Origin of the sequence: Methanocalculus sp., assembly GCF_029762515.1 — an archaeon.
GTDB lineage: Archaea > Halobacteriota > Methanomicrobia > Methanomicrobiales > Methanocorpusculaceae > Methanocalculus.
In genome coordinates, this window is the sequence record NZ_JARVGN010000147.1 from 1 (window position 1) to 5,118 (window position 5,118).

Sequence of the window (5,118 nt, forward strand, 5' to 3'; positions counted from 1 at the left end):
AATGGGTGCGGATTATTACCGAAGCCCACAGCATGGGTATCCCGACGACAGCGACCATCATGTACGGGCATATCGAATCAGATGCTGATCGCGCCCGCCATCTTGCGATAGTCAGGGATATACAGGATGAAACGGCTGGATTCACGGAGTTTGTCCCCCTTTCATTCATCCACCAGCAGACCCCGATCTACCAAAAGGGGCTCGCACGTGCCGGTGCTACCGGGAGGGAGGATATCCTGATGCATGCGGTATCCCGGTTATTCCTCGATAATATCAAAAATATCCAGGTCTCCTGGGTGAAGCTCGGGCAGAAGATGGCTCAGCTTCTGCTGATTGCCGGAGCAAATGATCTCGGCGGGACGGTCTATGAGGAGTCTATCTCAAAGAGTGCCGGGGCAGTCCAGACAGATTTCCTCGACCCGCTCGTGATGAAGCGGATGGCAGAAGATCTTGGACGACCTCTCCGTGAACGGACAACGCTGTATCAGCAGATCTGATAACCTATATAGGAACTGGCGTTCTTTTACTTTTATGGGATTTGCAAGCTGTGTTTACTGCGGAAGGGTGCTGACGGCTGCCGGTTCCGGTCCCCAGGGTGCTTCCATGGCTGGTGCCGAACGGGGAAGGAAGCTTCCTGTTTGCCTTGATTGCAGGAGGAGCAAGCGGGATCGTTCCCTCACGATGTGGCTTCGGATGTTGAAGAAGAATGATCGGATGCGGTGGGAGCGTATTGCAAAGTACCATTCCCGAAAAACAGGCGGCCAGATCACGATGGAAGTCAAGCGGGTTGAACGGGAACGGTGAGCTCTTCCCTGTTGCCCCCTCTTCAAAAGTTACATTGCCATGGATGAGTAAAGACTGATCATGGATCAGTATCGATCGGATCTGAGGGAAGGACGCCTGAAGCTGTACGCTCTTGAGAAGGTGCTGCCGCCAGACGACGCGGTCTCTCTCAGGCGTGAGTATATTGAGGAGGAGACAGGATCTGATCTCTCTCCTCTGTCATCATATTCGATCCCGATTGACCGGGTGGTCGCCAGGAACTGCGAGAATATGATCGGCTGCGTCCAGATCCCGGTCGGGGTGGCAGGACCGGTTCCTGTGAAGGGTGAGTATGCTGACAGGACTGTATGGCTTCCGCTCGCCACAACCGAGGGGGCGCTGGTTGCCTCGGTGAACCGGGGCTGTTCTGCGATTACAAAAGCAGGAGGTGCAGAAGTCCGGATCCTCCGCGATGGGATGACCCGTGCCCCGGTCTTTGCTGCGAGATCTGTTGCCCATGCCCATGAGGTGGCGGCGTTTGCCGAAGATCACCTTATGGAGATCCAGGAGATTGCAGAATCGACAACCTCGCATGGCGAGCTGATCGGGCTTGTTCCCTATATCGTCGGAACCAGCGTCTTCCTGAGGTTTGAGTTTGATACCAAAGATGCGATGGGGATGAATATGGTGACGATCGCATCGCAGAAGGCAGCAGATTATATCGCAGAGGAGACCGGCGCCCGGCTGGTTGCACTCTCCGGAAATATGTGCACAGACAAAAAGCCAGCTGCGATCAATCTCGTTGAAGGGCGTGGTAAGACCGTGACAGCCGGAGTCTTCCTTCCCGATGCCCTCTGCCGTGACGTCTTCAAATGCAATGCTGCCTCTCTTGCCGAGGTGAATATGCGGAAGAACCTGGTTGGATCCGCCCGTGCCGGAGCGCTTGGCTTCAATGCCCATGCGGCAAATATCCTCGCCGCCCTCTATATCGCCTGTGGCCAGGATCCGGCTCACGTGGTGGAGGGTTCATCCTGCATTACAACAGCTGATCCTATGGATGGCGGGATCTATGTGGCGGTGACGCTTCCTGCAGTGCAGGTTGGAACAGTCGGCGGCGGGACAGGGATTGCAACACAGGCAGCCTGCCTCTCTCTCCTCGGGGTTGCTGGCAGCGGGGATCCCCCCGGTGCACATGCAAAGGCGTTTGCCGAGATCGTGGCGGCAGGAGTGCTTGCCGGGGAACTTTCGCTCCTTGGGGCTCTGGCGGCACAGCACCTTGCACGGGCGCATAAGGAGCTTGGGAGAGGGTGAAATCTTAGTTGGAGAGGAGGGATGCAAGTTCAAGGAACCATGGTATCTCTTCTCTTTGGCATTGATTGATGAATGAGTTGAGGATGCGTCTTCCCTCATCTCCTTTGAGATCGGAATTGTTTCCGGTAATCTCCTTTACCTGCCTTTCCAGTGAGCCTGGGATAAAGAAAACCTGATGCTTGATCGCATCCTTGGTCTGAAATGAGAATTCGGATTGCTGAAGGAGAATATCTTTTCGGAATCTCTCATTGGCCGCTCTTTTCAGTCTCTCCCGTGTCTTCTGATCGTCATCAAGGCAGAGCAACAACCTGTACTTTGGATTCATGTCTTCATAGAGGATAACGAAGTTATCGATGCAGTTCTTCCATCCATCTTCGTCTTTGATGAGAATTTGTACGCTTCTCCCTCTTCTGCCGATAAAATCCCTGACTTTGTTGGATTCGGGGGTTCGCTCTCGCGATTCTGTGAGATCTTTATTATGTACCAACTGATATCGAATTCCCTTCTGTTCAAGGAGAATTGAGAAGAAGATCAGGTCATGTACTCCTTCACAGAGGATTACTGTTTTTTCTGGCATACTCAGATGCCCCGAAGATCAAGTTTCAGCTCTTCGGTTACTCTGCGCCCCTCATCGACGGTATAATCATACTTCTCAATAGTCTCGCCGTCGCTTGTCATCTTTGAGATGAGGAGAAGTTCTTTTTCTGCATCATCCTCCGGATAATCCAGTGCTGTCTGGATGAGGTCATAACTGTGGGTTGTCATGAAGACCTGGACATTGAGTTTTGGAGCATAGGTGAAGAGGGTTTCAATAAAGATAGCGAGGTACTCAGGATGGAGGTGGTTTTCAGGTTCTTCAATGAGAAGGATTCCGTCCTGTGATTTACGCAGATAATGGAATAACGAGAGGAGTGTAATAAATCCGTCACCATGTGCGGATATTGGAATGGTTTCAATCTCATCTCCTCTTCTGTAGAGGATATTATTCTGGGTAAGCCGTTCAAGGTTCCGAACGAGGTTGTGTTCTTTGATGAATTGTTCAAGGAGGTGAATCTCTTCATCATCCATTCGTTCGGGAGAGAGTTTCTCCTCGTGAGATACTTTTATTATTGGGGGATGAATCAACTTTAACGATTTATTTGAGGGTCTATTCAAAGAAATGGGGGAAAATATTCTGCTTTTTAGAAGATAGAAATGCCTGTTTCGTAGCTTGACCTTTTCAGAATTTTCTATGACATGTTGAAAACGGTCAAATATTTTTTGCCTTTCAATGAGTTGGTATGGTATAATCTGATAACTCAAATCTGATGTGATAATAATATATTCAAGAGATTCAAAAATCACCTCTATGTATGCTTCCCGGAGTTTATCATTATCTTCAATATCTTTGATATAATTTTCAATTTGGTTGATTCGAATTAGTATGATAGATTCTTTGATATGTTCGTATGTTTTTTGGTCTTCCTTCTTACATACATCCAGCGATTGGTAAATAGTGACAGCGTTCAGATTTGAGTAAATTGTTGCCTTTGATTCGTTGACTTTTATTAGATTCTCTCTATTCTCATTCAAGAGAAACTGATCTCTCTTGTATTCTCCTGTTCCATTGAGAAAAATAGCATCCAGAAGGGCAGACTTTGCGGTATTATTCTTCCCGCAGATGATATTCAGTTGCCGTGGAGCATAGTCGAGGCTCCCGATGGCTCTGAAATTCTCGATATGGAGTGTATGAATTCTGCCCATTATACCTCTTTTTCAGTCGTAACTATTTATAGGTAGGGTGATCAGCTTGTTTGCGTCTCCATTCTCCTCAATGACCCTGCCGCTCCATGGACTTTGCATCACAACTATCAAATTAAAACAAATTGATAGAAACTGATAGATCCCTCCCCTCTTTTGCTCTCCAAACCTTTATCGTAACAAAATGGCATTAAAAGAACTATGAAGAGCGGAGATTATGGATCTTCAGTACAGGCACTTGAGTCGGCCCTCCTCAGGTCAGATTCCGCCGGGGCAAGGGAGATCCTCAGGGGATCATGCAATCCCGATGAACCATATGCCTGCATATCCGCCCTGATCGAGCCTGCACTCAGGTCAATTGGCGAACAATGGGCTCTGGGGGATGCCGCCCTCTCCCAGATCTATGTGAGCGGGAGGATCTGCGAGGAGTACATCCGCAGCCTGCCGGTTCCTGTGTCAGGGATACGGCAGGATCAGCCGAAGATCGGGATTGTGGTTCTTGAAGATTTCCATACTCTCGGCAAAGAGACCGTTCTTGCAGCCCTCCATGCTTCAGGGTATCGTGTCGAGGATTATGGTGCCGGGACTACCGTTCCCGAGCTCCTTGAACTGATAAAGCGGGATGGAATCGAGGTGCTCTTCATATCTGCCCTGATGCTCCGTGCAGCACTTGAGGTCAGGCACCTGATGGATGGAATCCATGACGAAGGAATACCTGTCCGGGTGATCGTCGGCGGTGCTCCCTTCCTCTTTGATGAGCAGCTCTGGCAGGAGGTGGGAGCTGATGCCTTTGCCCATGATGCGGCAGAAGCTGTTGCTCTCCTGGAAGGAGGGAAGGTATGAGTGGGGATGAGATGACTCCGCTTGAGCGGACGCTGACTGCCCTCTCCCATAAAGAGCCGGATCGTGTTCCGCTCTTCCTGAATCTCACGATGCACGGGGCCCGTGAGCTTGGCCTTTCGATTCAGGAGTACTATCAGAAGGTCGAACATGTGGTCAAAGGCCAGGAGCTTCTGATGAAGAAATATGGCAACGACTGCCTCACCGGTTTCTGCTATGGGGCGGCTGAAGTGGAGGCGTTTGGGGGGAGTGTCCGGTTCTTTGAGAACGGTCCGCCAAATGCCGGAGCCCCGCCCATCCGGAATCCCGAGACGATTAGCTCTCTTGAGGTACCGGATCCGGCTGAATGCCCTCCGCTTCAACGGATGCTCGAGGTAACCCGGATTTTGTCTGACCGGTATGGCGATTCTGTTCCGGTTGCGGGTGTAGCTATCTCCCCGTTCTCTCTTCCTGTGATGCAGCTTG

The 5,118-nt window shown here is 50.4% G+C and carries 6 protein-coding genes and 1 pseudogene; 5 read left to right on the top strand and 2 right to left on the bottom strand.

Going from position 1 to position 5,118, the window contains the following annotated elements:
* The 3 genes and pseudogenes from cofH to hmgA form a co-directional block, all read left to right on the top strand.
* Positions 1-497: pseudogene (gene cofH / locus QCH34_RS06495) on the top strand (7,8-didemethyl-8-hydroxy-5-deazariboflavin synthase subunit CofH); the annotation flags it as partial.
* A gap of 34 nt (positions 498-531) precedes the next feature.
* Positions 532-804 carry a hypothetical protein gene (locus QCH34_RS06500; protein WP_300331982.1) on the top strand — a complete coding sequence of 91 codons (273 nt, stop codon included), beginning with the start codon at positions 532-534 and terminating at the stop codon, positions 802-804.
* Positions 805-864: 60 nt separating this feature from the next.
* Positions 865-2,073 (top strand): hydroxymethylglutaryl-CoA reductase (NADPH), encoded by a 1,209-nt coding sequence (gene hmgA / locus QCH34_RS06505; protein WP_300331986.1) that lies wholly within the window; start codon positions 865-867, stop codon positions 2,071-2,073.
* A gap of 4 nt (positions 2,074-2,077) precedes the next feature.
* Here the strand turns inward: hmgA and QCH34_RS06510 are convergent, their stop codons facing one another.
* Positions 2,078-2,650 carry a hypothetical protein gene (locus QCH34_RS06510; protein ID WP_300331989.1) on the bottom strand — a complete coding sequence of 191 codons (573 nt, stop codon included), beginning with the start codon at positions 2,648-2,650 and terminating at the stop codon, positions 2,078-2,080.
* Positions 2,651-2,652: 2 nt separating this feature from the next.
* Positions 2,653-3,816, bottom strand: coding sequence for an AAA family ATPase (locus QCH34_RS06515; protein ID WP_300331992.1), 1,164 nt, complete (start codon positions 3,814-3,816; stop codon positions 2,653-2,655).
* Positions 3,817-4,014: 198 nt separating this feature from the next.
* Here QCH34_RS06515 and QCH34_RS06520 point away from each other — a divergent pair, with 198 nt between their 5' ends.
* The gene (locus tag QCH34_RS06520; protein ID WP_300331996.1) at positions 4,015-4,656 is read left to right on the top strand and encodes a cobalamin-dependent protein; all 642 of its coding nucleotides are present in this window, start codon (positions 4,015-4,017) and stop codon (positions 4,654-4,656) included.
* On the top strand, positions 4,653-5,118 hold a 466-nt coding region (locus tag QCH34_RS06525; protein ID WP_300332001.1), incomplete at its 3' end, for a uroporphyrinogen decarboxylase family protein. The genes QCH34_RS06520 and QCH34_RS06525, both read left to right, overlap by 4 nt.

Coding starts and splice junctions, on each gene's coding strand:
- QCH34_RS06520 (WP_300331996.1), top strand. CDS start 4,015: ATGAAGAGCGGAGATTATGGATCTTCAGTACAGGCACTTGAGTCGGCC.
- QCH34_RS06510 (WP_300331989.1), bottom strand. CDS start 2,650: ATGCCAGAAAAAACAGTAATCCTCTGTGAAGGAGTACATGACCTGATC.
- QCH34_RS06515 (WP_300331992.1), bottom strand. CDS start 3,816: ATGGGCAGAATTCATACACTCCATATCGAGAATTTCAGAGCCATCGGG.
- QCH34_RS06500 (WP_300331982.1), top strand. CDS start 532: ATGGGATTTGCAAGCTGTGTTTACTGCGGAAGGGTGCTGACGGCTGCC.
- hmgA (WP_300331986.1), top strand. CDS start 865: ATGGATCAGTATCGATCGGATCTGAGGGAAGGACGCCTGAAGCTGTAC.